This window comes from Streptomyces sp. NPDC048644 (assembly GCF_043199105.1).
In the GTDB taxonomy this organism is placed as follows: domain Bacteria; phylum Actinomycetota; class Actinomycetes; order Streptomycetales; family Streptomycetaceae; genus Streptomyces.
The window spans coordinates 1-22,917 of the sequence record NZ_JBICVO010000029.1; the positions used below are offsets into that span (position 1 = coordinate 1).

A 22,917-nucleotide genomic window follows, 5' to 3' on the forward strand; every position below is an offset into this window, starting at 1 on the left:
CCCGCGGAGCGGGTACCACATCGCTGCGCGATGTGCAAGTGCTGCGGTTCGCTGCGCTCACCGCCCATGCTGCGCATGGGCTGATCCCTGCGCTGCGCTTCGGGATCTGGTGGGGCCGGCCGCTGCGCGTCCGGCGGGCCGCGCGGTGCGCGGCTGGGTGAGTTGATGGAGTGTTGGGTGCGGTTTTTGGTCCTTGCTGTAAGGGAGTTGGGGAGTGCTTCGCACTCCTGCCTCAAGTCCGCTGCGCTCCCTTGAGGCTTGACGGTCCTTCAGGCTGCGCCTTCAGGTCCTGAAGACCCGCTTCGCGGGCCTTGGCTGGCTATCAGGGTGGGGGTCGCTCGTTGGGGTGGGTTCTAGTGTATCGCGTGGATCATGTTGATGCAGCATGTACCGTTGGCAGAAAGATGGGACACCCGCAAACCTCGGAAATTTCGAGAGAAACGGCCGCAGATGACCGGTCACCATGAATCCAACGGACCAGACTCCGAGCTGAGCAGCGATTCAGTGCACCGGGTGAGCCAGTACCAGACCGCGGGCACCAATGCCCGGCTGCGGCTGCTCGCGATCCTGTCCGCGCATGGCGTGCCCGCGAGTGAGGCGGACGACCTGGTGGCCGCGCTGGAGGCGGGAGCGGTCGCCGGGGCGCAGAGCGAAGTGGTTGAGCTGGACGGCATGGCGCCGACCTCTCGGGTTCCGGCGTTCGCGGACGGCTGGGACGAAGGCGTGACGGCCGTGAGCGAGGCCCTGGTGAGCATCGCGGACCGAGAGTGGACGCGGCGTGGCAGCATGTCGGCCGGGGCCGCTGAACTGGCCGTGCATCTCGCGGACGTGAGGCAGCGTGAGCGGCCGGACCTGGTGCAGCTGGAAAGGTTCGTCCGGGAGCTGGTGCTGCCGCGCACGCACCCGCACACCACGGCGCGGCGCCGGGTGCTGGAGGCGCTGGGCGAGGCCGGCGGTCTATGCACCGCGCGGACGAGGAACAGCGAGGGGGACGCCATCGTCTGCACGCTCGATGCCGGGCACTACGACCCGGACGACAAGCCGCCCTTCAAGGACGGAAAGCCCGGCGGCTGGCACAAGGCGGATGCGTTGATCTGGAACGACTTGGGCGCGGCCTGCATTCCGGACGTGGCCCTCTGAAAGGCCACAGGAATGGGAATCGGGGAGGCGGCGAAATGTCAGTGATTCAGCTCAAGGAACATCAGGTAGTTCAGAAGTCGGCGTTTCGTAAGTGGGTGGGATTCCCTGCAAGGTCATCTGTGCCCCCTCGGGGGGCCCGGGGCACGATCGTCTCGGCGACCGGGTCGGGGAAGACGATCACGGCCGCCGCGTGCGCGCTGGACTGCTTCCCGGGCGGGCGGGTCCTCGTCACCGTCCCGACCCTGGACCTGCTCGCGCAGACCGCCCAAGCGTGGCGCCTGGTGGGCCACCGGGCCCCGATGGTCGCGGTGTGCTCGCTGGAGAACGACGCGGTGCTAAACGAGCTGGGGGTGCGCACCACCACCAACCCGATCCAGCTCGCCCTGTGGGCCGGCACCGGGCCGGTGGTCGTGTTGGCCACGTACGCCTCCCTGGTGGACCGCGAGGACATTGACGCACCCGGGGAGCAGCGGAAGGTTCGCGGGCCGCTGGAGGCCGCTCTGGCGGGCGGAGAGCGCCTGTACGGACAGCGGATGGACGGTTTCGACCTAGCGATCGTGGACGAAGCGCACGGCACCGCAGGTGATCTTGGGAGGCCGTGGGCGGCGATCCACGACAACGCCCGCATCCCCGCCGACTTCCGGCTGTACCTGACCGCGACCCCGCGCATCCTCGCCGCGCCCCGGCCGCAGAAGGGCGCGGACGGCCAGGAGCTGGAGATCGCGTCGATGGCTGACGACCCGGACGGCATGTTCGGTGCCTGGCTGCCTGGGGCTGAACTCGGGCTATCGGAGGCGATCGAGCGGGGCATCCTTGCCGGATTCGAGATCGATGTCTTGGAGATCCGCGACCCCTCGCCGGTCCTCGGGCTGTCGGAGGAGGCATTGCGGGGCCGGCGCCTCGCGCTGCTGCAGACCGCGCTTCTGGAGCACGCGGCGAGGTGGAACCTGCGCACCGTCATGACGTTCCACCAGAAGGTGGAGGAGGCCGCGGCCTTCGCGGAGAAGCTGCCGGAGACAGCGGCGGAGTTGTACGTCAACGACGCCTCGGACGACGACCTGGCGGCCGCGGACCGGCTGCCGAAGTCGTCGATCGACGCGGAGTTCTACGAGCTGGAGGCCAGCCGCCATGTCCCGCCGGACCGGGTCTGGTCGGCGTGGCTGTGCGGCGACCACCTCGTGGCCGAACGGCGCGAGGTCCTGCGGCAGTTCGCGGGCGGCACCGACGCGGCCGGGCGCCGGGTGCACCGGGCGTTCCTCGCGAGCTGTCGCGTGCTCGGGGAGGGCGTGGACATCACCGGCGAGCGCGGCGTGGAGGCCGTGTGCTTCGCCGACACCCGCGGCTCGCAGGTGGAGATCGTGCAGAACATCGGCCGGGCGCTCAGGTTGAACCGAGACGGCAGCACGAAGGTCGCGAGGATCATCGTGCCCGTCTTCCTGGAGCCCGGCGAGGACCCCACCGACATGGTCGCCTCCGCCAGCTTCCGCCCCCTTGTAGCCGTCCTCCAGGGCCTGCGCAGCCACGATGAGCGCCTTGTCGAGCAGCTCGCCTCCCGCGCCCTCAGCAGCGGGAAGCGCAAGGTGCACGTCCGGCGCGATGAGGAAGGGCAGATCGTCGGGGCCGACGGCGAGGGCGAGGACCAGGAGCAGGACGCCACTGACGCCGCTGCCGAGTCGGCCCTGCTCCACTTCTCCAGCCCACGCGACGCCGCCACCATCGCGGCCTTCCTGCGCACCCGGGTCTACCGGCCCGAGTCCCTGGTCTGGCTGGAGGGATACCAGGCCCTGCTCCGCTGGCGGAAGGAGAACAAGATCACCGGCCTGCACGCCGTGCCCTACGACACCGAAACCACCGTCGGCGTCACGAAGGACTACCCCCTGGGACGGTGGGTCCACCAGCAGCGGAAGGCGCTGCGGGCCGGGGAGCTGGAGGAACGCCGCAAGACCCTGCTGGACGCCCCGGAGGCCGGGATGCTTTGGGAGCCGGGCGAGGAAGCCTGGGAGAACAAACTCGCCGCGCTCCGGTCCTACCAGCGGGCAACCGGACACCTCGCACCCCGCCAGGACGCCGTCTGGCGCGAAGGCGAGGCAATGATGCCCATCGGCCAGCACCTGGCCAACCTCCGCCGCAAGGGACAGAAGAACGGCCTGGGCAAGGCCCCGGAGCGAGCAACAGAGCGCGCGGCGCAGCTGGCGGCGATCGACCCGGACTGGAACTGCCCCTGGCCCCTGAACTGGCAACGCCACTACCACCACCTCGCCGACCTCGTCGACGCCGACGGACAGCTCCCCTACATCGCCCCCGGTGTCACCTTCGACGGTGATGACATCGGCACCTGGCTCCAGCGGCAAAAGGAGCCACGCACCTGGGCGCAGCTGTCCACCGAGCAGCAGGAACGGCTGACCAAGCTGGGCGTGCGGGGCGCCTCCCTCCCCGTGACGGCCGCCTCCCCGGCGGATCTCCCTCCGGCGCTGGCCGACACGGCCAAGGGCGCGAGGAAAGCCGGGAGCAAGGCTGAGGCGGCGTTCCAGCGCGGCCTGGCAGCCCTCACGCAATGGGTGAAGCGGGAAGGCACCCACCGGCCCGTACCACGCGGCCACGCTGAGCCGATCACGGTCGACGACGAGACCGAGCCCGTGGTCGTGAAGCTGGGCGTATGGATCTCCAACACCAAGAGCCGGCGCGACAAGCTCACCGCCGACCAGCTCGCCGCCCTCACGAAGCTGGGGGTGGACTGGGCATAACCCCCCCGTCATCCGGCCATCGACCTTGAGCGGCCGGTCCTTTACTGACTGTCTCGGGGCGGGAAGAATCTCTGGCGTACCGAGCCGTCGACGCTGAATGCGTGGAGGGCAGCGCGCCCTCTGATGCGGTGTGGGGTTCTCAATCACGATGACCTGGCCCGGTGGGTTCTCGAGGAGGTCGCGGTAGAAGTTTTCGGTGACGTCGGTGGTCATCAGCTCGGGACGTTCTTCGTGCGGGTCTTCGGGCCGGCGGTAGGTGAGGACCGGCGTGTCGAGTACGACGAAGCCCGGGTGGATCAGGTCGCGGGCTGTGTTCGGCGCGCGAGTGACACTGCGAAGGCGGCGTGGAGGATGGACCGCATGCCCCTGCCGCGGCTCTTTCGTGGCTGCCCGTCAACGGAGAGCTCGGCAGCCGTGGGGGCGTAGATGACGTGGTTGTCTCCAGGCACGGCCGGCCGGCGGCTCACGATGTGCTGACCGGTGAGGCCGGCGTGCCGGGGTCTGTCGCATTCGGTGTGGGGACCAGTTGGCGCAGTCGTGCCTGGGTTTCGGGGTCGGTGGAGTACAAGAGGGTTCCGGACATGCCGCGGGTGAGGAGGACTTTGTAGGTGTTGCGGACCAGGCTCAGGAAGGTGGCGGGGTCGGTGCTGCTGAGCGCGGGATCCCTGCTGGCTTGGGGGTTGGGGAGCCAGCGGTCCTGGCGCCAGACGAGGTCGTCTCCGAGGATGACGCCGTTCCAGTCGTATTCGAAGCCCTGGGCGGTGTAGATGCAGCCGACCTGGCCGAAGCCGTCGGGGTCGGTGGCCCACAGCCAGGACGGGGGGATGTTGTCGAGGCGGGACTCGCCGCGCAGGTTCCACGGCTTGTGCCAGGAGCCGATCGTGATGTCGTCGACCAGACGGCCGCGGCGTGGGTCGCTCCATCGCCAGCAGAAGCCGGCGGTGATGCGGGCGGTGAGGTGCTGGGCTTCCTTGGCCCGCAGGAGGTCTTCCATCTGCTGGGGGGAGTCGACCACGCGGACGTGGAAGGTCCGCTCGTCGGCCCACTCGGTGGCGGGTTCGTCGGTGAGCTGAAGCAGGCGCAGGACCCACTGTTCGTAGGCGCGGCTGCCGCCGTTGCGGAACTGGCCGTTGAGGTCGATGTGGCGTGGGTGCAGTCCTCGGGCGGCGGCAGCCTGGTCGATCGTTTTGCGGCTGCCCATCTCGCCGGGGCGTACGACTTGGTGGTCGTCCAGGAGGAAGACGGGGACGCGGGCGGCGTCGAGGAGTTCGTCGATCTGGCGGACTCCGCGGTGGCGGACGGAGTGGGCGCGGATGCGGTGGGCTTCGTCGCAGATCAGTGCGTCCAGGCCGTTTTTGGGGGCGTCGGCGAAGTTCATGAAGTAGCCGAAGAGCTTGCGGACGCGGGGGTTGGCGGTGCCGACGGCGTGGTGGAGGGTGCGGGTGAAGGACTTGGATCCGGTGGCGTGGACCACGGTGTGGCGGTCGTGGGCGAGGTGGCGCATCAGGTGCAGGGCGATGACGCTTTTGCCGGAGCCGGGGCCGCCGGTGACGACGAGGACTTCTTTGCTGTCCGCTTCGCGGGCCTTCTTCACCGCGCGGCGGACGAGGGAGACGGCGATCTGCTGTTCATCGAGCAGGACGAACCGGTCGGCGTGCAGGATCTCTTCCGCGGTCGCGCGCAGCAAGGGGCGGCTGGGTGCCAGGGGGCTTTGGGTGAGTTCGTCGGCGGCTACGGTGCCGTGCGCGGGTGAAAGCCGGGAACGCAGGCAGGCGATCAGCTGGTCCCGGGTACTGCCGGTGAACAGCCGCCCGTAGTTGTCGGGTTCGAGCGTCAGCAGGTCGGCCACGCCGGCGTCGTCGGCGTTGTGGAGGTAGGCCACACCGGCCACTGCGTCGGGTTCGGCGTCCAGGATGGTGGTGAAGTCCTGCAGGTATTGGCAGTAGCGCCGTACCTGGGCGACCGGGTGCAGGAAGGCCCGGTTGTTGTTGCCGGCCCCTGGCAGGCAGAGGTCCTCGGTGTCGGGCAGGGTCCGGGCGTGGGTCCACTGCTTGAGTTCGACGATGACGTAGGACGGCTGGGAGGTGTGGGGGTGCCAGCCGGCCAGCACCACGTCGGCCCGCAGGCTGGACAGCGCCAGCTGGTACTCGATCAGTACCTCGACATGCTGCAGTCCGGCTTCGTCCAGCACGCGGGCCAGGGCGGGCAGGCTGTTGCGCCAGGACCGTATCTCCCCGTCCTCCAGCCGGCCCAGGCGGGCGAGGCGGTGACGCTCCGCCAGATCATCGGCCACCGTGCCCTGTTGGCAGCGGTCGACGAACTCGTGCACGGGCATGCGCAGTAACGGCATCATCGTCTCCTCGGTCGAATGTGGTCCATGAAGCAGCGCGGGCGGCCCCGCGCGGGGTGAGCGCGGCCCGGTGGTGGTCGGGCGGCGTTGCCTGGGCACGCGGACCGGGCCGGTCCGCAGGGGCTGTCCCCGCTCGGCACCGGAGAGGTCTATCCGCAACGCGTATGCCGCGCGTGTGTCGCTAGCCGGGCCTCTGAGTGCAGGGGGCCAGACTGGGCGAGCCGGGCCGCGGTTATGGCTGGGGAGTGGCGGGGAGTTGGGGGACGAGGTACTGGTAGCGGGTGGGGCGCAGGTCTTCCTCGGCCGGCTGCCAGTCCTCGAGCAGCAGGACATCGCCGCCGCTGCAGTGGTATGTACCGTCCGTCTTGGTGACCTTGATGTCGCTGACGATGAACAGGTCGACGGTGTGGCGGGCATCGCGGGCGTGGAAGACCTCATTCACGGTCAGCTCCACACTGGTGGGAGCGCCGGTGGTGCCCTTGACTTCCACCCGCCGCTCCAGCCCCTCGCGCTCCAGGCGCAGGTCGTAGGGTTTGCCGACCTTGTACGCCGTCCAGCCCCGCTCGGGACGCTGGTAGTGGGTGACGGCCTTCTCCTCGGCGTACAGCTCGACCGCCTTGCGCTTCTCCGGGTCCATCTGCCGGCCCGCGCCCCGCCGGCCGCGCCGGGGGCTGTTGGGGCCCTCCAGCTGCTCGAGCGTGACCCCGGGTGTCGCGGCGAGCGCGACGTCATGGTCCGCGGCCCAGTCAGCCTCGATGCCGGCCGCGTCGAACAGAGGCTGCGGGTCCATCCCCACCAGGTACCCCACCCCCTGCTGGGTTCCCGACCGGCGCGCCGCATCCGACGCCTCCGCACTGAGCGGACCGTCCGGGCCCAGCGGCACCTCATCGAGCACGGCCAGCGGCTCCAGGCCCAGCCGGTAGGGGTAGATGACCCGCTCCTCGGCGACCTCGTCCGGCCAGTGCGGCGCCGTGCCCTCGTACACACCGACCTGCACCTTGCACAGCACCATCCGCACGGACTTCGCTTTCCACTCCCCCGGCTGCACTCGCGGCGCCGCCCCGGTCACCAGCACCGCGAAGACCGGCTCCCGCCGGCCGTACCAGTCCGGCTTCCTCGGAAAACCCCAGGAACGCGTCACCATGCCGTGCTCCAGGTTCCGCTGGTGCCCGACCTTCTGCCCCACATGAATCATCACGAACAACGCCTCAGAAACCACCAGGGCACCTTAAGACACTCACTAACGACAGGTCAACAAGATTTTCCTTACTGCTCCCTGCCAGCTCGACGAAGCCCCCGCCTGCCGAGGGTGTGCTCCGCAGGCGTCGCCGACAATCGTCACATGAAGGGCTCGGGGTACGGGCTGGGATTGTTGCTGGTGGAGGGGTAGTTACTGGTGTCAGGGGGTTGCGTGCTGCGGCCGCATCAGGCCGAGGCGGTGGATGCGGCGGTCCGTGCTCTGGGGGGCGGGGAGGGCACGGTTGGACCGGGGCTGCGGGCGACGATCGTTTCGGCGTGCGGGACGGGCAAGACGTTGATGGGTGCGCACACCGCCCGGCGGGTCGCGCGCTCAGGCTGGGTGCTGGTGCTGGTGCCGACGCTGGATCTGCTGGTCCAGACGGTGGCTGCCTGGCGTAGCGGGGGCCGGCCTGGGCCCGTGGTGGCTGTCTGTTCACTGTGCGAGGACCCGGATCTGGAAGCCGCCGGGGTGCGCTGCACGACCGATTGGAGGGAGCTGCTGGAGTGGGTCGGCACACAGCGGCGGGCGACGGTGTTTGCCACGTACGCGTCGTTGCCGGTGCTGACGCAGGCTCATGAGGCAGGCCTTGGACAGCCGAGCGGCGGGTCAAGGACCAGCTGCAACGCCTCGCCCCGCACGTGCTGGGTGGCGGGAGCAGCTTCTTCACCGAGACAACCTCGCCCGGGCATTTCCCGGCTCCAAGTCCGCGGACGCCGGCCTCGGCTTCGGCTCCAGCACCGTCCTGGCCGAGGTTGTCAGCGCCACGGCCGGCGTCGCAGCCCGCGAGCAGGGAGACGTCGCCGCGTTCCGCAAGGACACGGAGAAGGTTGTGGTGAAGAAGGCGCGTCAGCTCTCGCAGTCCGCTCTGGACCTCCTCGCCGATCCACAGCCGGCGGGCTCACCCCTGGGCAAGGTCGCGGCGAAGGAGGTGTTCCCGGTGGCGGTCAGGGACGGGCACTACCCGGTCAACCCGATCACGCGACGCTACCTGGAGGAGGAATGGTCCACCACGGAGGGCTTGTTTCACATCCGGGGATCCGCGACCTTGCGCTGCTGGGCCTGAACCGCCACCGGCACCTGGCTCTGCCCCAGATCCTGACCAACTGGCAGACCTCCCCTACCGCGACGGCTCGCTGCGGACCCACCTGGTCCTTACCTACGACGACCAGGAAATCAGCCGCCCCAGGACACCGAGAACGCACTCCACGAAACCACCACGATGATCGCGCAACACCTGGGCTTCAGCCCACCAACGACGACAGCCAGCCTGAAAAGAGCCACGGCGAGAGCGGTGACCCCCGCCTGAACCTTCCGGTGCCGGGCCGGACCGTGCCCGAAGACACTGCACGGCGAGGTGACCGGGGAGTCCGGGCCTGGGAAGGGTTCAGCCCGGACACGACACCTCCTCCCGGGGGCGAGCGCCGCTCGGCAGTCCCCCCGGACGACACCGGAGCCTCGTCCCGACCGGGCTCAGTCCATGATCGTATGGAAGAACACCGCCCCGGCCCCGAAGACCGCGCCACCAGCGAGCACGGCACCGGCCAGGCTGGCGCCGGCCATGACGATGCAGACACCGATGACGAAGACCAGCGTCGCAGGTGAAAAGCTGGACAAATATCCCTCGCACTCCCCCACCTCTAGATAAATCGGCATCACCGAGCAGTAGTGACGTCACTTGTCGATGGGTTTGGGAGGCGCCCCGAACCACGGTCGGGTGATGTTGATGAGTTTGGGAGGCATGGCGACTCTTGCCAGAATCGGTCACCCTCGGACCGATGTATTTGCTGAACCACGCCCAGAGTCACGGACTCGGCGGCCACATGATGACCGAGTTCCTCGCCTGGGCAGGACCTGCACGCATCCGCCTGGGGCCGCCGACTACAACGAACGCGCGATCCGGTTCTACCCACACCACAGCTTTGAGATCACAGGCGGGCACTACCTCTGGCGAGGGAGACTCCCAACCCTACCTATGCCCCGAGAGGCCCCATCGGCCGCCGACTGCAGCTGAGCACAGGTTTCGGGCCGTGCCCGGTCCGGCACCGCCGTCATTTCTCGTGAACATCTCAAGCGAGTTTGATCAACAACTGCCGCCGAAACCCGTCGAGAAGCGCTGTCCCTTGGAATGAACGAAGCCACCCAGGACGGGCCCCAGCACTCTCCCCCAGATCCTCACCCTCAAGCAGAGGCATCAGGTCGCTGCCCTGCCAGCTGCCGATAGGAGGGCAGCGAGCTGAGCCCGGAGAACAGGCAGGGCGGCATGAGCGCCGAGCAGCATGAAGAATTCCTCAACGGGCCAGGTGATCAGTGCCTGCGTACGTGCGAAGTACCAGCCGACCTCACTGATGCCGTAGATGTCGCTGTAATCGAGCAGCAAGTAGCCGACCAACTGGTAAATGTCCTCCAACGGCCCCGGACAGACTGCAGCCCGGGTACGCGGGGTGCGTATCCGGGCTGGGGTGGGGTGCCGCGGTGATCGTGGTGTCAGGTGGAGAGGGTCTTGTGGAGGGCGTCGAGGCCGTCGCGGTATATCCCGGTGAAGAGGTCGATGACCTCGTCGTCGGTGGCGTTGTCGGGGTTGAAGCGGCCGGACCACTGGACCTCGGTGATGTCGTCGCGGCCGGGGACCGTGTGGATCCGGAGGGTGGAGAGGTAGCCGTTGACGGGGAACGGGGCCTGGAGGATGGCGTAGCTGTAGTGGCGTTCGGTCTCGTTGAAGTCCACGAGGCGTTCGATGATGACGTCGCCGTCGAGGTTCTTCAGCCGGCGGACGCGTCCGCCTTCGAGCGGGGTGCTTTCGGGGATGTAGGGGAGCCAGTCGGGCAGGGTGTCGAAGCCTCCGATGAGGCTCCATACCTTGTCGGGTGAGGCGGGGACGGTGCGGCTGACGGATGTCGAGGCCATGGTCGTTCTCCTGATTCCGGTGCTGGTGTGGGGTGGGGTCAGGCGTTGTTGGGGAGGGGGGCGGCGGGGTCGGCCAGGCCGGCGGCGCGCAGGTCGGTCCAGAATGCGGCCGGGATGTTCTCGTTGAGGGCGGCGGCATCCTCGGCGATCCGGCTGGGGCGGGTGGCGCCGGGGACGGCGGCGGCGGCGGCCGGGTGGGCGAGGGAGAACTGGAGGGCGGCGGCCTTGATGGAGACGCCGTGCTTCGCGGCCAGGTCCTTGAGGCGGGAAACCTTCTCGATGATCTCGGGCGGGGCCTGCTGGTACTCGAAGTGGGTGCCGCCGGCGAGGATGCCGGAGCTGTAGGGGCCGCCGACGACCATGTCGACGTTCTGCTCCTGGGCCATGGGCAGCAGGCGCTGAAGGGCGTGCTCGTGGTCGAGGAGGGTGTAGCGGCCGGCGAGGAGGAAGCCGTCGGGCCGGGGCTCGTCGAGAGCGAGAGTCATCTCGATGGGCTCGGTCTTGTTGACGCCCAGGCCCCATGCCGTGATGACGCCCTCGTCGCGCAGGCGGGACAGGACGCGGAAGGCGCCGGTGCGGGCCTCCTCGAACTTCTGCAGCCACAGGTCGCCGTGGAAGTCCTGGGCGATGTCGTGGACCCAGACGATATCGAGCCGGTCGGTGCCCAGGCGCTTGAGGCTGTCCTCGATGGAGCGCTCGGTGGCCTCGGCGGTCCACTCGTGGACGATCTTGTTCGGGTTGCCGTGTTCGAAGATGCCGCCCTTCTCGCCGAGGTCGCGGGTGCCTTCCTCGACCTCGTCGAGGATGACGCGGCCGACCTTGGTGGACAGGACGTAGGCGTCGCGGGGCTTGGTGGACAGCACCTCGCCCAGGCGGGACTCGGAGAGGCCGGCGCCGTAGAACGGGGCGGTGTCGTAATAGCGGACGCCCTGGGCCCAGGCGGCCTCGACGGTGGCGGCGGCCTCCTCGTCGGGGATCGCGCGGAACATGTTGCCGAGCGGGGCGGTGCCGAAGCCGAGCTTGCCGGGAAGGATTTTCTTGAGTGACATGACAGTGCCTTTTCGGTCAGCGGTGCCGGGGCATGACGGCATCCCCGGCACGGGGGTGAGGCATGAGCAGACGGATGCCTCTGCGGTTGGCGGCTCCGCCGACGGAGCCGTGGCGGTGGACACACGGCGGCATCTCGTCGGAGCCGGGCGTAGGGCGCGATAGATGCAGAAGCGCCTTACATGTGAAGAGAATAATTGCAGACGCGGGTAAATGCAAGAGGGTGTCGCCCTGGCGCGGCCGATCGGACGCGTCGGACTCATGAGGTACGGCCTTCACCGCCAGCCTCGCCGCCACCCTCCCGGACTCACACGCCAGGGGTGACCGCACACCACGACCACCCGCCCGCCCCCCGGCCGGCCGGGGGGCGGGAAGCGCCGTGCTGACGGGGTTCCCGTCCCACCGCCACCGCCGCACGAACCGCCCCTGTCCTGATTTCCAGGTCAGGGGCGGTTCTTGTGGCGCGGCCAACCGTCACGGAACGCCATGCCGCCTCGGCCTCACGGCACACGACGACAGGTCATACCGGCCGGACGGCGCCCTGCAATTGCTCGACGGCCCGGACCAGGGGCGCGAGCACGGGCTCGGTGGCCGCCTCGTCCAGGGCCTCCCGCAGAGCGGTGTTGTGCGTGGGACGGGCCTCCTCCAGCAGGCGCAGACCGTCATCACTGACGTCGGTGTAGATGCCGCGCCGGTCGGTGGGGCACAGGTAGCGCGAGAGCAGCCCGCGGTCCTCCAGCCGGGTCACCAGGCGCGTGGTGGCGCTCTGGCTGAGGACGACGGAGTCGGCGACCTGCCGCATCTGCAAGTGGCCGCCCTCACCGTCGTGCTGACGGCTCAGCACATCCAGCAGCGAGTATTCGCGCGCGCTCAGCCGGTGCCCGGCCTGCAGTGCGCGTTCGACGCTGGTCTCGATGCGTCCGTGCAGCAACGAGAGTGCCGACCAGCTGTGCGCCAGTGCGGTCATCGCCGGGTCGGTGGCGGTCATGTGCAGCTCCCTCGGTCGGGTCGTACGAGCACAGGCGCCGGCAGGGGTCCGCCGCCGTATCACCGGCTTCACTATACCCGCGCTTGCCGTTAGTCATCGTGTGCAATTATTGTCGAAGCCCGTAAGGCGCTCTCGCATCTTCCTTCCCGTACGTCAAAGGACCCTTGTCATGCCGCTCGCACTCCTGGCCCTGGCCATAGGGGCCTTCGGAATCGGCACCACGGAATTCGTCATCATGGGGCTGCTGCCCCAGGTCGGCACGGACCTCGGCGTATCCGTACCGACAGCCGGCTTCCTGGTCACCGGCTACGCCCTCGGCGTCATGGCCGGCGCACCGGTCATGACCGTCCTCGGCACCCGAATCTCCCGCAAGAACATGCTCATGCTGCTCATGGGCCTGTTCATCCTCGGCAACGTCATCTCCGCCGTCGCCCCGGTCTTCGCCGTCATGCTGACCGGCCGGGTGGTCGCCTCGCTGGCCCACGGCGCGTTCTTCGGCATCGGCTCCGTCGTCGCCGCCGAACTGGTGGCGCCGGAGAAGAAGGCAGGTGCCATCTCCATGATGTTCACCGGCCTGACCGTGGCCAACGTCGTCGGCGTGCCCCTGGGCACGTGGGTGGGGCAGAGCGCCGGCTGGCGCGTGACCTTCCTGATCGTCGCCGCCCTCGGCGTGCTGGGCCTGGCCGGTGTCGCCGAGCTCGTGCCCGACCTCCCCAAGCCGGAGGGGGTGCGGCTGCGGCACGAGGCCGCCGCCTTCAAGAACACCCAGGTCATCCTGGCCATGGCCATGACGGTCCTCGGCTTCGGAGGCGTGTTCGCCGCGGTCACCTACATCGCGCCGATGATGACCGAGGTCAGCGGCTTCGCTCAATCCTCCGTCACCTGGCTGATGGTGGTCTTCGGTCTTGGCATGGTGGCCGGCAACCTCATCGGCGGCCGGTTCGCCGACCGCAAGCTCATGCCCCTGCTCCACACCGCCCTGGGCGGCCTGGCACTGGTCCTGCTGCTGTTCACCTTCCTGGCCTCCGTCAAGGCCGCGGCCGTCGTGGCCGTCTTCCTCATCGGCGCGCTCGGCTTCGCCACCGTCCCGCCGCTGCAGAAGCGCGTTCTGGACCACGCCCACGGCGCCCCGACGCTGGCCTCCGCGGCCAACATCGGGGCCTTCAACCTGGGCAACGCCCTGGCCGCCTGGCTCGGCGGCCTGGTGATCTCCGCCCGCCTCGGCTACGCCGCGCCCAACGCCGTCGGGGCCGCCCTGGCCGCCGCCGCGCTGGTGCCGGCCGTCCTCTCCCGCCGCCTCGAACTGCGGTCCGTCCGTACCACCGCGGCCCCCGTCCCCGTGGCCTTCGGCCACGACGCCGCGCCCGCCACCGCGGGCGCCACCCGCTCCTGACCCCCGTACCGCCCACGCCGGCTGCGTGCCCCCGGTACACCGCGTTTCCCCTCACCCCGAAGGAATTCCCATGAGCACCATCACCGTGACCCCGCTGACCGCCGCCGACGCGGAGACCCTCGTCCGCGCGGCCCGCGGAGCCGCCGACGAGGCGGGCGTCCCCGTCAGCATCACCGTCCTCGACGCCGGCGGACACCTGCTGGCCTTCCGCCGCGATGAGCGCGCCGTCCTCATCTCCGGTGAGACCAGCACCGCCAAGGCCTACACCGCCCTCCAGCTGAACGCACCGACCGCCGACCTGGCCGGCCTGGTCAAGCCGGACGGCCCCTTCCACTCCCTGCCCACCGCGCTGAACAAGCCCCTGCTGTTCATCGCCGGCGGCGTGCCGGTCCACCGTGACGGTCAGCTCATCGGCGCCCTCGGCCTCGGCGGCGGCGCCCCCGAGCAGGACCACGGCTTCGCCTCCACCGCCCTCCAGGCCCTCTGACCCACCCGTCCACGAAGCGGCGGCGGCCCGCACCCGAGGACCGCTCCCGCTCCGGTTCCCCTCAGCGCCCACCTCGGCGCCGAAACGAAAGGCCCCCGATGGCTTCCGTACCGAACCTGACGCTCAACAACGGTGTGACCATGCCGCAGCTGGGCTTCGGCGTCTTCCAGGTCCCCGACGAGGAGACCACCGCCGCGGTCTCCAGCGCCCTTGAGGCCGGTTACCGCAGCATCGACACCGCCGCGATCTACGGCAACGAGCGCGGCACCGGCAAGGCCATCGCCGCCTGTGGCATCGCCCGCGACGAGCTGTTCGTGACGACCAAGCTGTGGAACGAGGACCAGGGCCACGACAAGACCCTGGCCGCGTTCGACGCCTCCCTGGACAAGCTCGGCCTCGACCACGTCGACCTCTACCTCATCCACTGGCCCACCCCGGCCCGTGACCTGTACGTGGAGACCTACAAGGCGCTGGAGACGATCCTCGCCGACGGCCGCGCCCGCGCCATCGGCGTCTCGAACTTCCAGGTCCCGCACCTGCAGCGGCTCCTGGAGCACACCGGCATCACCCCGGCGGTCAACCAGGTGGAGCTGCACCCCGGCCTCCAGCAGGCCGAGCTGCGCGCCTTCCACGCCGAGCACGGCATCGCCACGGAGGCGTGGAGCCCGCTCGCCCAGGGCGCGGTCCTCGGGGACGAGGCGATCGTGCGAATCGCCGCGGCACACGGCGTAACCCCGGCGCAGGCCGTGCTGCGCTGGCACCTCCAGCTCGGCAACATCGTCATCCCCAAGTCCGTCACCCCCGGCCGGATCCGGCAGAACCTCGACGTCTTCGGTTTCACGCTCACCGACGCCGACATGACCGCCCTCGCCGGGCTCGACCGGGGCCTGCGCACCGGCCCGGACCCCGACACCCTCAACTGACCCCGCGCCGCCCCGCGGTGCCCGTCCCCGCGGACCGGCACCGCGGGGCGGCCACCCGATCCAGCAGCTCCACCGCCTCGACGAGGGGAACGCCCCATGCAGATCGATCTGTCCGGCCGCACCGCGCTGGTCACCGGCTCCACCCAGGGCATCGGCCATGCCATCGCCACCGGCCTCGCCCGCGCGGGAGCCCGCGTCATCGTCAACGGCCGCGACGAGAAGCGCGTCGCGCAGGCCGTCCGCACCGTACGCGCCGCCGCCGGCAGCGACGGCGTCACCGGCGCCGTGGGCGACCTGGCCACGGATGAGGGCACCGCCGCCGTCCTGAAGGCCGCGCCCACCGTCGACATTCTCGTCAACAACCTCGGCATCTTCGGCTCCGCCGATCCGCTGGAGATCGACGACGCCGAGTGGCGCCGCTACTTCGAGGTCAACGTCCTGTCCGCCGTCCGGCTCATCCGTGCCTACCTGCCCGGCATGAAGGAACGTGGCTGGGGGCGCGTCCTCAACCTCGCCAGCGACTCGGCCGTGGTCATCCCCGCCGAAATGATCCACTACGGCATGACGAAGACCTCGCTGCTCGCCGTCAGCCGCGGCTTCGCCAAGGACGCCGCCGGCACCGGTGTCACCGTCAACTCCGTCATCGCCGGCCCGACCCACACCGGCGGCGTCGAGGGCTTCGTCCGCGAGCTCGTCGGCGACGAGCTGCCCTGGGACGAGGCGCAGCACGAGTTCATGGTCAAGTACCGTCCGCAGTCCCTGATCCAGCGGCTCATCGAGCCCGAGGAGATCGCCCACCTGGTCGTCTACCTCGCCTCGCCCTTCGCCTCCGCCACCACCGGCGGCGCCCTGCGCGCCGACGGCGGCTACGTCGATTCCATCCTGCCCTGAGCCCGGCAGGACCCGCCTTGCGATGCTCGCCTGACCCGCTGTTCGGTCGGCGGGTGAAGACGGCGAAAGCCCCGTCCTCACACTGAGGACGGGGCTTCATCGAGCGCTGGGCAGGCCTTGCACCTGCATCTCCCCGCAGGAAGCGGGGTGTCTTTCCTTGGACCACCAACGCCGGGCGCGGTGACCGGAGTTCCGGCTCCGCGCTCAAGATCAACTATACGGCATGCCGGGCCGGGCCGTCGCCACAGGAAGGGTGCGGCCCGGCCGTATGTTCCGTCAGGGGGGCTGGCTTGTCCGGTGCTCGCGTAGGAGGGGCAAGCGCGGTGACGCGGGGCCGGTGGGCGGGGCTCATGCCGGTGTCAGTCGCCGTCGCTACGGTGCCCGTCGTGACCGACACTTCTTTCTGGACGTGCCCGTCCGATACCGCCGTCCGCGGTTCGAACTCCGGCGAATACCCCCTTACCCTCGTGGACCCGCCGCTGCCCGGGAGCATCGCCGAGCTGTCGTCTCACGACCGCGTGCGGGCACGTGCGTTCGCCAGGCAACGGCGACCCGGACCGCCGCGTCACGGCCCCCGGTACGCCGGGCTTCGTCCTACAGGATGAGGAGCGCCGCGGCGGTCGCGGCGCCGAGCGTCGCACCCGCCGCGGTCTGCGCGACGGTGTGGTATTTCAGCGCGACACGGGACCAGCACACTGCGGCGGTGAGGGCGTAGGAGATCAGCCACCACGGCGAGTGGACGACGGCGAGCAGTGCGACGACGGCGCTCGCGACCGCGGAGTCGACGCTGATCTTCCAGGCGGTGTTGACCGCCAGGAGGATGACCGTCATTGCCCACAGAGCGAGCATCGCCATCAGGATGCCGCGGGGGGGGCCTGGCCCAGGATCATCACGGTCGATCCGGTGCCTATGGATCCCAGGATGACAAAGAAGATCGGCGCGCGCTTCTTCCGGTCGACGACGTGCCGGTCGCCCCAAGTACCCCGTTTCCGCTCCCATTCGATGTAGGCGGCCGGGACGATCCCGGCGCACAGTGCGCCGAGCAGGCCCCAGAGGATGCCGGTCCAGTTCCCGGCAGCCGCGAAGCCGATGGCGAGCATCCCGACGAGCAGCACGTTGCGGGGCTGGAGAACGTCGGTGACGGTGCGTGCGACGGTGGTGCTTGCGGTCACGCTCCCACCGCCGTGACCGTCCCCGGGAGGGCCTTTGCCTGTTCGGGGGCTGGGTTCGCACAGAACGTGGCCGTCCGCCAGCCACCGCGCCGGACCGGCATCACGTGGGCGAACCGGGTTGTCGAGCTGTCCGTGACCGGACTGGCGGGGACACGCGGCGCCGTGTCCCACCGCGCGCCGCGCTCATCTTCGCCAGGCCGGGTGGCACTCCACTGCGTGCTCAGGCTGCCGTCGTACTTCCGAATGTCTACCGGCACAGAAGTGCTCATTGCGATCACACCGAGACGCTAACGCGACCGCGGCGCGGTACTTGGCCGGGAGCTGGCTTGCCGGCTTACCGCCGTCGGCTGGCCGGCGGGGCGGATGAATTCGCGTGCGGTGGCGTCTTTGTGCTGCGCGAGCCGTGTGGCGAGGTCCGTTTCCGAGGCGGGGGCCGGTATGGCGTGTTGTTCCGCCGGGTGGCGGGGCGCCGAAGTCCCCGTGGGCTGTGGCCGGCAGGCGGTATCGACGCGGGGTGGTCCATAGGGCTTTCCGTGGCCCGGCAGCGCGGCCGAACTGCCCAGGCTCGGTGATCAGCGCGGCGCCGGTCTGGGTCTCCTGCGCTGTCCGGCCGGTGATGCCGGGCAGCAGGCCGTCGCAGTGCAAGTTCCTGGAGGGTCTCGTCGGCGACCGGGGCGTGTCCGATGGGTCAGTTGTCAGACCGTCCCGGTTGTCCGTGGCGCAGGGTCGTGTGGCGGAAGGCGTTCAGGTCGGCGGTGTCGGTCGGAGTGCCGGGGGTGGGGTGTCCGGCAGCGAGGGCGTAGAGGGTGCTGTGGTGGCGCTGTCGAGCCCGGGGCGGTCTTCGACGGCGGTGTCGTCGAAGGCGGCGCTCTGGAAGGGGCCCAGGCCCAGGGCGGTGGCGGCCAGGGCGGAGGTCTGCCCGAGGTGTCCGGCGTTCAGGTGGCTGACCCGGTAGGTGCGGGGGTGTCGGTTCTTCGCGCGTATGCGTTTCCAGGCGGCGGTCACGAAGGTGATGAAGGCCGCTTGGCCGGTGTCCTCCTGGTGCGCGCACAGGGCCCCGGCTTCGGTGTGGGTGAAGCCTTCGCGCAGGAGCTCCAGGCTGTGTTCGCGGGCGTTGTAGTGGAACAGGCCGGCGGGGATGCCGGTGACGTGGGGGGTGGCGAGGTAGGCGTCGAGTTCTTGCCGGGCTCCGCCAAAGGGGCTGGTGCGCCGGATGAGGGCGCCGTACTCGAAGCCGTCGATGAACTCGGTAGGGCCGAAGACGGTGGTGAGCAGGGCCGCCTTTCGCGGGCAGTGGTGCCGGATTCTTCCGGGAATGGGAAAAGCTAGGCATATCGGAAGTCGCTCTGCTTCCGGTCCAGCTGCCGGGGCGCGAGGAGCGATTCCCGGATGACCCGTTCACCGAGGTCGCCGACGCCGTCGCCGAACTGGCACCGAGGATCCTGGCCGACGCCGGCGAACGAGCGGCCATCGCGTTATTCGGGCACAGCCTCGGCGCGGTGCTCGCCTACGAGATCGCCAGGGAACTCGAGCGGACCGGTCACCCCGGGCTGTGTCACCTGTTCGTCAGCGGATCACCGGGGCCGCACAACGGACGGGCCGAACGGGCGACCGGCCTGGCCGACAAGGAGTTCCTGGCCGGGGTGCAGCGGTTCGCCGGCTACCGGCATGCGGCCTTCGACGATCCCGAACTGGTCGAGGTCCTGCTCCCGGTGCTCCGCGCCGACGTGGAGATGCACGAGAACTACCGGGCGAGCAGCACCGAGCCGCTCTCGGTGCCGGTCACCGCCCTGCGCGGCGCGGGGGACGAACTCGTCTCCCGGGAACAGGCCGAACAATGGGCCGCGGTGACGCGGGGTCCGTTCGCCTACCGGGAACTTCCCGGCGGCCACATGTATCTGGTCGATGAGCCGGAACGGGTGCTGCGCGTGATAGCCGGGACTCCGCCATGCGGCTGACCGGCAAGACCGTGATCATCACCGGCGCGGCCCGCGGTCTCGGCCGCGCCTGCGCGCTCAGGTTCGCCGGCGAGGGAGCCGACCTGCTGCTGCTGGACATCACGCGGGATCTCGCCGACGTGCCGTATCCGCTCGGATCATCCGGCCAGCTGGAACACACCGCGGCCCTGTGCGAACGCGCGGGCGCCGCTGCCGTGACCGCCGCCGTCGACGTGCGCGACGCCCGGCAGTGTGCGCGGGCGGTCGACCAGGCGCTGGACCGGTTCGGCACGGTGGACGTGCTGGTCAACAACGCCGGAATCGCCTCGCCCTCCGGGAAGATCACCCATGACATCACCGAGCGGGAGTGGTCGCTCATGCTCGACATCGACCTCTCCGGTGCCTGGCGGATGATGAAGGCGGTCGCCCCGGTGATGGTCCAGCGCCGGTCCGGCAGCATCATCAACGTGTCCTCGACCGCGGGCACGGTCGGATACCGGCATTTCGCGAGCTACGTCGCGGCCAAGCACGGGCTGATCGGACTGACCAGGGCCGCGGCCCTGGACTACGCCCCGATGCGGGTACGGGTGAACGCGCTGTGCCCCGGGTCGGTCCGGGACGATCCGGTGCTGGAGGGCCGGATGCTCGCCGAGATCGCCCGGTCGCTGGAGGTCCCGGTCGCCGAGCACGAGCGGATCTTCGTCCGGGACCAGCCGATGAACGCGTTGATCGAGCCGTCCGACATCGCCGGCGCGGCGCTGTGGCTCGCGGCGGACGAGTCCCGCCAGGTCACCGGCAGCGTACTGACCGTGGACGGCGGCTTCACCTCCCGATGACTTGGAGGCCACCCGTGACGACACCGACGACCGACGATCTTGCCGCCGGATGCCACAGCCTCGTACTGCGGCTGCCCGGCACGGCGGATCCGCAGCGCCTGCTGTCCGGGGCGGTGCCCGGTCCGGTCCGGGTCTGGCAGACCTCGGTGCCGGCCGGCGCGGACGAGCCGATGGCCGAGGACCGCAGGCGCGCCGAGTCCCTGCGGCCGGTCCACCGGGACGGCCCGCCCTTGCGAGCCGTGGCCCTGCGGTACGCCGACGGGGCCGTGGACCTGGTGCTGGTGGCCGTCCGCGCGGTGATCCCGCCGGCCGCACTGCGGCGCATCGCCCGTCCGGCGCCGGACGGGCCCGGCGATGGCGTGCCACACCGGCCCGCCGCCGCCCGGCCCGCCGCCGCCCGGCCGGGCTTCGCGCATCGCGGCGGCCTGGAGTGGGGCCTGGGCGATCCGGGGCTGCGCGGGGCCGTCGGCAGTGCGCAGATCGATCTCAGCGTCCTCGGCGGGCAGGCCGAACGGCTCTTCCTGCCCGCGATCGCCCTGGCCGTGAGCCGGTACGGCGGCCGGAGCCGGGCGGAGGTGGGGGTGCTGGACCTGGACGACGGCACGGGCGAACATCTCCGCGTTCACGCGGTGGAGGCACCTGCACAGTGCTCGGTCGCGGACTTCATCCGCCGGTTCGGCCAGGCGCCCCTCACGCCGCAGGAGCCGCCGCCGGTCGGGGTCATCCTGAGCCCGGCCTTCGACGAGGGCCGCTATACGGCCTGTCTGACGCCGCCCTTCCCGCTCACCGTCCAGCTGGATCCGGGCTCGTCACGCGCGGTCTGCCGGTTCGACCTGGGCACCGTGGACGCTTCCGTCGCGCAGCGGTTCTGCGCGCACGTGGCGCATCTGGCCGGGCAGCTGGCGGACGGCGCGGCGGACAGGCCGCTGTCCGGGCTGGAACTGCTGCCGCGCGCCGAACGGGCGGCGCTCCTGCGGGCGGGCGGCGCGGGCAGCGCTCCGCCCGTGCGGGGGCGGATCGACCGCGCTTTCGAGGAGGTGGCCGCACAGCAGCCGGAAGCCGTGGCGCTGCTGGCCGGCGATGAGCAGCTGACCTACCGGCAGCTGGACGACCGGGCGGACGCGGTGGCGGCGGGCCTGTGCGCGCTGGGCGTCGCGCCGGGCAGCCGGGTCGGTGTCTGCCTGGAGCGGGACGCCGATCTGGTGGTCACCCTGCTCGGTGTGCTCAAGGCGGGCTGTGCGTACGTGCCGATGGATCCGCACTATCCGGCGCAGCGTCTGCGCTTCACCGCGCAGAACGCGGGGGTGCCCGTCATCGTCACGTCCGCACCGGAGTTCCCCCTGGTTCCCGGGACGCGGCTGCTGGCCCCTTCCGCGCTGGCGGAGCTCGGAGCAGGCCGGGCGAGGTCCGGTGCGCGGCCTTCCGGCGGGGGTGACGATCCCGCCTACGTGATCTACACCTCCGGTTCCACCGGCACGCCCAAGGGTGTGGTCGTGCCGCATCGCAATGTGCTGGCGTTGCTGCGGGCCACCGCCGAGGATTTCGCCCTCGGCCGGGACGACACCTGGACGCTGTTCCATTCCAGCGCCTTCGATTTCTCCGTATGGGAGATCTGGGGCTGCCTGCTCACCGGTGGTCGCCTCGTCGTCGTGCCCTACTGGACCACCCGCGATACCGAGGAGTTCTACGCGCTGCTGGCCGAGCGGGGCGTCACGGTGCTCAACCAGACGCCGTCGGCGTTCGCGCAGCTCATCGACAACGATCACCGTGTCCGCGGGGACCTGGCCCTCCGGCTGGTCATCTTCGGCGGCGAACCGCTCGACGTGCGCATGCTGGCTCCCTGGTTCGCCCGGCACCCGGCCGCCGATTGCCGGGTGGTCAACATGTTCGGCATCACCGAGACCACCGTGCACGTGACCGCCCAGACGGTCACGCCGCAGGAGGTCGTGGCGGGCTCACGGTCGGTCGGCCGTCCGCTGCCGGGGTGGTCGGTGTCCGTCCGGGACGAGCGGGGGCGGGTCCTTCCGCCCGGTCCCTCGGGGGAGATCTACGTGGGCGGCGCGGGGGTGGCCAGCCATTACCTGGGCCGGCGCGAGCTGACCGGGCAGCGGTTCGTCCTCGATGAGGTGACCGGTGAACGGATCTACCGCAGCGGCGACAAGGGCCGGCTGCACCCCGATGGCCGCCTTGACCACCTTGGCCGGCTGGACAACCAGGTCAAGGTGCGCGGGCACCGCATCGAACTGGATGAGATCCGCACGGTGCTGCTGGGTGCGCCCCGGGTGACGGCCGCGGTCGTCGTGGTCAACCGGGACCGGCCGGATGATCCGGCCGGCAGCCGGATCGACGCCTACGTCGTCCTTGAGGCAGCCGCGGACCGCGCACAGGTGTCGCGCATGCCGAGGCGATGCTCCCCGGCTACATGATGCCCGCGACGCTCACCGAGGTCGCCGGGATTCCGCTGACGCTCAACGGGAAGCCGGACGTCTCCGGGCTGCCCGATCCGCGTACCGGGCCGGCCGGCGCACCCGGCGCCCAGGAGCCCGCCTCCGGCGGAATCGCCGATGACATCCTGGACATCTGGAGCAAGCTGCTGAACACCCCGGTGGGCCTGCAGGACAATTTCTTCACCCTGGGCGGGAACTCGCTGCTGGTCGTCCGGGTTCTCGCCGAGATGCGGGAACGGAACCTGCCGAAGGTGTCACCGAAGCAGTTCTACGGTCATTCGACCGCGGCGCAGTTCGTCGAGCTCGTCCGGCAGCTCGGCGAAGCCGGCCGGTGACGCCGGGCGGTGACGCCGGGCGGTGACGCCGGGCGCCGGACCGGTCGCCTCCCCGGACAGCGGCCGGCATGCCGGGTTGCCGC

The 22,917-nt window shown here is 70.3% G+C and carries 20 protein-coding genes and 2 pseudogenes; 13 read left to right on the top strand and 9 right to left on the bottom strand.

Translation table 11 applies throughout. The features are described 5' to 3' along the window. The first annotated feature begins 513 nt into the window (after positions 1 to 513). A complete protein-coding gene (locus ACGFNI_RS34800; RefSeq protein WP_393689593.1) occupies positions 514 to 1,140 on the top strand; it encodes a hypothetical protein in 627 nt (208 codons plus the stop codon). Positions 1,141 to 1,175: 35 nt separating this feature from the next. Beyond that, positions 1,176 to 3,884, top strand: coding sequence for a Helicase associated domain protein (locus tag ACGFNI_RS34805; protein WP_393689595.1), 2,709 nt, complete (start codon positions 1,176 to 1,178; stop codon positions 3,882 to 3,884). 463 nt (positions 3,885 to 4,347) lie between these two features. On the opposite strand, the gene ACGFNI_RS34810 is transcribed toward ACGFNI_RS34805, so the two are convergent. Further along, positions 4,348 to 6,219 carry a DNA/RNA helicase domain-containing protein gene (locus ACGFNI_RS34810; protein ID WP_393689597.1) on the bottom strand — a complete coding sequence of 624 codons (1,872 nt, stop codon included), beginning with the start codon at positions 6,217 to 6,219 and terminating at the stop codon, positions 4,348 to 4,350. Between the two features lie 247 nt (positions 6,220 to 6,466). Then, the gene (locus ACGFNI_RS34815) at positions 6,467 to 7,453 is read right to left on the bottom strand and encodes a protein NO VEIN domain-containing protein (protein WP_393689599.1); all 987 of its coding nucleotides are present in this window, start codon (positions 7,451 to 7,453) and stop codon (positions 6,467 to 6,469) included. A 192-nt stretch (positions 7,454 to 7,645) separates the two neighbouring features. On the opposite strand from ACGFNI_RS34815, the pseudogene ACGFNI_RS34820 reads away from it, so the two are divergent. Together ACGFNI_RS34820 and ACGFNI_RS34825 are read left to right on the top strand one after the other, a co-directional pair. Beyond that, positions 7,646 to 7,858: pseudogene (locus ACGFNI_RS34820) on the top strand (DEAD/DEAH box helicase family protein); the annotation flags it as partial. A 202-nt stretch (positions 7,859 to 8,060) separates the two neighbouring features. Next, positions 8,061 to 8,537, top strand: coding sequence for a hypothetical protein (locus ACGFNI_RS34825; protein WP_393689645.1), 477 nt, complete (start codon positions 8,061 to 8,063; stop codon positions 8,535 to 8,537). A gap of 407 nt (positions 8,538 to 8,944) precedes the next feature. Here the strand turns inward: ACGFNI_RS34825 and ACGFNI_RS34830 are convergent, their stop codons facing one another. The 5 genes from ACGFNI_RS34830 to ACGFNI_RS34850 all read right to left on the bottom strand — a co-directional run bounded on the left by ACGFNI_RS34830 (position 8,945) and on the right by ACGFNI_RS34850 (position 12,413). Then, the gene (locus tag ACGFNI_RS34830) at positions 8,945 to 9,127 is read right to left on the bottom strand and encodes a hypothetical protein (protein WP_393689647.1); all 183 of its coding nucleotides are present in this window, start codon (positions 9,125 to 9,127) and stop codon (positions 8,945 to 8,947) included. A gap of 538 nt (positions 9,128 to 9,665) precedes the next feature. Further along, complete coding sequence (locus ACGFNI_RS34835) at positions 9,666 to 9,863, bottom strand: hypothetical protein (protein WP_393689601.1); 198 nt, start codon at positions 9,861 to 9,863, stop codon at positions 9,666 to 9,668. Between the two features lie 95 nt (positions 9,864 to 9,958). Further along, positions 9,959 to 10,378: an SRPBCC family protein gene (locus ACGFNI_RS34840; protein WP_393689603.1), complete on the bottom strand. Its 420-nt coding sequence runs from the start codon at positions 10,376 to 10,378 to the stop codon at positions 9,959 to 9,961. A 38-nt stretch (positions 10,379 to 10,416) separates the two neighbouring features. Further along, positions 10,417 to 11,427, bottom strand: a complete 1,011-nt coding sequence (locus tag ACGFNI_RS34845; protein WP_393689604.1) for an aldo/keto reductase — start codon at positions 11,425 to 11,427, stop codon at positions 10,417 to 10,419. Positions 11,428 to 11,945: 518 nt separating this feature from the next. Then, on the bottom strand, positions 11,946 to 12,413 hold the full coding sequence (locus tag ACGFNI_RS34850) for a MarR family winged helix-turn-helix transcriptional regulator (RefSeq protein ID WP_393689606.1): 468 nt from the start codon (positions 12,411 to 12,413) through the stop codon (positions 11,946 to 11,948). A 169-nt stretch (positions 12,414 to 12,582) separates the two neighbouring features. Here ACGFNI_RS34850 and ACGFNI_RS34855 point away from each other — a divergent pair, with 169 nt between their 5' ends. From ACGFNI_RS34855 to ACGFNI_RS34875, 5 genes are all read left to right on the top strand, one after another. Beyond that, positions 12,583 to 13,806, top strand: coding sequence for an MFS transporter (locus tag ACGFNI_RS34855; protein WP_393689608.1), 1,224 nt, complete (start codon positions 12,583 to 12,585; stop codon positions 13,804 to 13,806). Positions 13,807 to 13,876: 70 nt separating this feature from the next. After that, positions 13,877 to 14,293, top strand: a complete 417-nt coding sequence (locus ACGFNI_RS34860) for a heme-binding protein (RefSeq protein WP_393689610.1) — start codon at positions 13,877 to 13,879, stop codon at positions 14,291 to 14,293. Between the two features lie 98 nt (positions 14,294 to 14,391). After that, on the top strand, positions 14,392 to 15,216 hold the full coding sequence (locus ACGFNI_RS34865; RefSeq protein WP_393689611.1) for an aldo/keto reductase: 825 nt from the start codon (positions 14,392 to 14,394) through the stop codon (positions 15,214 to 15,216). A 96-nt stretch (positions 15,217 to 15,312) separates the two neighbouring features. Continuing rightward, the gene (locus ACGFNI_RS34870) at positions 15,313 to 16,107 is read left to right on the top strand and encodes an SDR family NAD(P)-dependent oxidoreductase (protein ID WP_393689613.1); all 795 of its coding nucleotides are present in this window, start codon (positions 15,313 to 15,315) and stop codon (positions 16,105 to 16,107) included. Positions 16,108 to 16,457: 350 nt separating this feature from the next. After that, positions 16,458 to 16,712, top strand: coding sequence for a DUF6333 family protein (locus tag ACGFNI_RS34875; protein ID WP_393689615.1), 255 nt, complete (start codon positions 16,458 to 16,460; stop codon positions 16,710 to 16,712). On the opposite strand, the pseudogene ACGFNI_RS34880 reads toward ACGFNI_RS34875, so the two are convergent. Both ACGFNI_RS34880 and ACGFNI_RS34885 read right to left on the bottom strand, forming a co-directional pair. Continuing rightward, a pseudogene (locus tag ACGFNI_RS34880) lies at positions 16,702 to 17,279 on the bottom strand (hypothetical protein). The gene ACGFNI_RS34875 and the pseudogene ACGFNI_RS34880 sit on opposite strands and share 11 nt — an antisense overlap. 744 nt (positions 17,280 to 18,023) lie before the next feature. Continuing rightward, the gene (locus ACGFNI_RS34885) at positions 18,024 to 18,662 is read right to left on the bottom strand and encodes a SagB/ThcOx family dehydrogenase (RefSeq protein WP_393689638.1); all 639 of its coding nucleotides are present in this window, start codon (positions 18,660 to 18,662) and stop codon (positions 18,024 to 18,026) included. Between ACGFNI_RS34885 and ACGFNI_RS34890 the strand changes: the two genes are divergently transcribed. The 4 genes from ACGFNI_RS34890 to ACGFNI_RS34905 are packed head-to-tail and all read left to right on the top strand — an operon-like array spanning position 18,611 to position 22,834. Further along, complete coding sequence (locus ACGFNI_RS34890; protein WP_393689639.1) at positions 18,611 to 19,237, top strand: thioesterase II family protein; 627 nt, start codon at positions 18,611 to 18,613, stop codon at positions 19,235 to 19,237. The two genes, ACGFNI_RS34885 and ACGFNI_RS34890, sit on opposite strands and share 52 nt — an antisense overlap. Next, the gene (locus ACGFNI_RS34895; protein WP_393689617.1) at positions 19,228 to 20,052 is read left to right on the top strand and encodes an SDR family oxidoreductase; all 825 of its coding nucleotides are present in this window, start codon (positions 19,228 to 19,230) and stop codon (positions 20,050 to 20,052) included. Before ACGFNI_RS34890 ends, ACGFNI_RS34895 begins: the two co-directional genes overlap by 10 nt. Before the next feature lie 14 nt (positions 20,053 to 20,066). Then, a complete protein-coding gene (locus ACGFNI_RS34900; RefSeq protein WP_393689619.1) occupies positions 20,067 to 22,478 on the top strand; it encodes an amino acid adenylation domain-containing protein in 2,412 nt (803 codons plus the stop codon). Beyond that, positions 22,460 to 22,834 carry a phosphopantetheine-binding protein gene (locus ACGFNI_RS34905; protein ID WP_393689620.1) on the top strand — a complete coding sequence of 125 codons (375 nt, stop codon included), beginning with the start codon at positions 22,460 to 22,462 and terminating at the stop codon, positions 22,832 to 22,834. The genes ACGFNI_RS34900 and ACGFNI_RS34905 overlap by 19 nt, the downstream gene beginning before the upstream one ends. Positions 22,835 to 22,917: the final 83 nt, after the last annotated feature.